Below are 2,872 nucleotides of genomic sequence, written 5' to 3'. Positions count from 1 at the left end.
GCTGCGGTGTCCGCGTCTCCGCGTGCGGCTGGTGTGGGGTCGCTGTCGGCTGGCGCGTCTGGCATGCCGCGTGTGACGCCTCGCGGTTCTCGGATGGCTGCGGTGTCCGCGTCTCCGCGTGCGGCTGGTGTCGGGACCCGGTCGGCCGACGCGTCCGGCACGCCCCGCGCGACCACTCGGGGCACCCGGACGGCCGCCGTGTCCAGCGCCCCGGCCACGACCGCCCACAGCACCCGGACGGCCGACGCGCGCGGCACATCCGCGGCCCCCGGCCGGGGCACGGCCGCCCCCGCCGCCTCCTCCGCGCCACGCGCCGTACTCGCCGCCACCGCCCTCCCACCGGCCTCGCCGGACTCCTCCACCCCACCCGCCACGCCCACGCCCACTCCCTCCCTCCATGACCCCCTCGCCCAGCCCCCCGACGCCTCCCTCTGGGACCCGCCCCTGCTGGTCGCTCCGCCCGCGCCCCAGGCGCCCGACGAGATCGGCGCGCCCGACGTCACGGACACACCCGCCGCGCCCGACCCCACCGGCACGCCCGCGGCCCGCCGTACCGCCGAGCAAGCCGCCCCCGCCCCCGCCGACGTGCTCGGCGGCTGACCGGGGGCGGGCCGTGGTCCCGACCGGTCGAAGAATCCGGCGAATCCTGGCAAGGTGGCTCCATGGCTGATCGGGGAGCGAGTGCCCTGTCACTCCCGGAGGACTGGCCCGCCCACCCGGACCCGATCCTGGCGCTCAACCACATGGGCACCTTCGACTGGGACCTGGACAAGGGCCTGTTCCACATGGACGCCCAGGCGCACAAGGTGTTCGACCTGCTGCCCGAGGAGTTCGACGGACGCCCCGAATCCCTGGTCCTGCGGGTGCCCCGGAACGAGGCGGCCCGGCTCGACGCGCTGGTGGCCCAGGTCATCAAGGAGGGCGGCGAGAACTACGGCGCCTACTTCCGCATCCGCTGCCGCGACGGCACCCCCCGCTGGACCCACACCCAGGGCTACATCCGCCGCGACGACTCCGGCCGGCCCCGCCGGGTCGTCGGCATCGTGCGCGACGCCACCGAGGAACTCGCCGACAGCACCTCCCGCAGCATGCGCGCGGCGCAGGAGCTGGCCTTCCGGCAGCAGACCAACATCGTCCAGGTCGTCTCCGCGGCCCTCGCCCACGCCCGCACCGTGCAGGACGTCATCGACGTGCTCAAGGACACCCACGGCATCCGCCGCCTGGGCGCGGCCAGCTTCGTGATGGCCCTGGTGGAGGCCGGCCGGATCCGGCTCGTCGCGGAGGCGCCGCCCGGCAGCTTCGTGCCCGCCAGCCAGGTGAACCGGATCGACGAGCCGTACCCCATGAGCGAGGTCGTGCGGACGCTGAGCCCCAGGTTCGTGGAGACGCCGGAGGAGTTCGCCGAGGAGTATCCACTCCTGTGGGCGCAGATCACCCATCTGGACATCGCCTCGGCCGCCTATCTGCCGCTGATCGCCCAGGGCCGCCCGATCGGCGCGATGGGCCTGCTCTACAGCGATCGGCGCGGCTTCTCCGACGAGGAGCGCGGCGTCCTCGTCGCGCTCGGCGGCAGCATCGCCCAGAGCCTCCAGCGGGCCATGTTCTACGAGCAGCAGAAGGACCTGGCCCAGGGCCTCCAGCAGGCCATGCTGCCGCGCACCATCCCCAGCGTGCCGGACGCCGACATCGCCGTGCGCTACCGTTCGGCCGCGCTCGGCCGGGACATCGGCGGCGACTGGTACGACGTGATCCCGCTGCCCGGCGGCCGGGTCGGCGCGGTGATCGGCGACGTCCAGGGCCATGACACCCACGCGGCGGCCGTGATGGGCCAGCTGCGGATCGTGCTGCGCGCCTACGCCGCCGAGGGGCACACCCCGGCCGCCGTGATGGCCCGCGCCTCGGTCTTCCTGCACGAACTGGACACCGACCGCTTCGCCACCTGCCTGTACGCCGAGGCCGACCTGTCCACGGGCGTGGTGCAGATGGTGCGCGCCGGGCACATCGACCCGCTGCTGCGCGAACCCGGCGGCTGCCGGCGCGTCCAGGTGGCGGGCGGGCTGCCGCTCGGGCTCTCGGCCGAGTTCGGCGACCTGGAGTATCCCGTCTCCACCCTCGAACTCGATCCGGGCGAAACCCTGTTGCTGTGCACCGACGGACTGGTCGAGCAGCCCGGCGCCGACCTGGACGACGGCATGCGCGGTCTTGCGGACCAGGTCTGCGGCGCCCCCGAGGACGTGGACGACCTCGCCGACCGGCTGATCCGGATGGCCGAGGAACGCGGCGGCGAGGACGACGTGGCCCTGCTCCTGCTGCGCCGCCGGGAGCCGGAGACCGCGCGGTCCTGCGGCCGGCTCCAGCAGCATGTGGCGCCCGGCGATCCGGAGGCCCTCACCCAGGCCCGGCACATGATCGCGGCGGCGGTGCGGGCGTGGGGCGCGGGCGAGCGCGCCGACGAGATCGAGCTGGCCGCCGACGAGCTGATGACCAATGTCCTGGTGCACACCGAGAGCGCGGCGATCGTCACCCTGCGGTCCCTCGTCGGCGCCGGGCACCGGCTGAGGATCGAGGTGGAGGACTCCTCCAGCGCGCTGCCCCGGCGCCGGGACGCGGGCGAGGAGGGGGTGTCCGGGCGGGGCCTGCTCCTGGTGGACATGCTCGCCGACGACTGGGGCGTGGAGGCGCGCGGCGGCGGCAAGGCGGTGTGGTGCGAGTTCCGGCTGGACGGCGGCTGAGCGGGTACAGGCAGGCGGGGGCCGGCGGGGTGTCGGCCGGACGGGTGAGCCGGGGGGCGTTGATGCTCCTATTGCTGTCAAGCGGCTTGGAGCCAGTCGCGGTAGGCGTGAGCGAGGTCGTCGGCTCTGCTGAGTCCTCG

Annotated in this window: 2 protein-coding genes; both read left to right on the top strand. The window is 74.6% G+C overall.

From position 1 onward, the window contains the following. Positions 1 to 198: 198 nt before the first annotated feature. Positions 199 to 600 carry a hypothetical protein gene (locus AC069R_RS25070; RefSeq protein WP_478769059.1) on the top strand — a complete coding sequence of 134 codons (402 nt, stop codon included), beginning with the start codon at positions 199 to 201 and terminating at the stop codon, positions 598 to 600. Positions 601 to 662: 62 nt separating this feature from the next. After that, a complete protein-coding gene (locus AC069R_RS25065) occupies positions 663 to 2,732 on the top strand; it encodes a SpoIIE family protein phosphatase (protein ID WP_478769058.1) in 2,070 nt (689 codons plus the stop codon). The last annotated feature ends 140 nt before the right edge of the window (positions 2,733 to 2,872 follow it).

It is taken from the genome of Streptomyces sp. NPDC043952 (genome assembly GCF_056435325.1).
Note: the sequence above shows the minus strand (reverse complement) of the source record. Positions and strands in the feature narration are given on the sequence as shown.

Bases quoted from the DNA above. Each gene is read 5' to 3' on its own strand.
- AC069R_RS25065 (WP_478769058.1), top strand. From the start codon at position 663: ATGGCTGATCGGGGAGCGAGTGCCCTGTCACTCCCGGAGGACTGGCCC.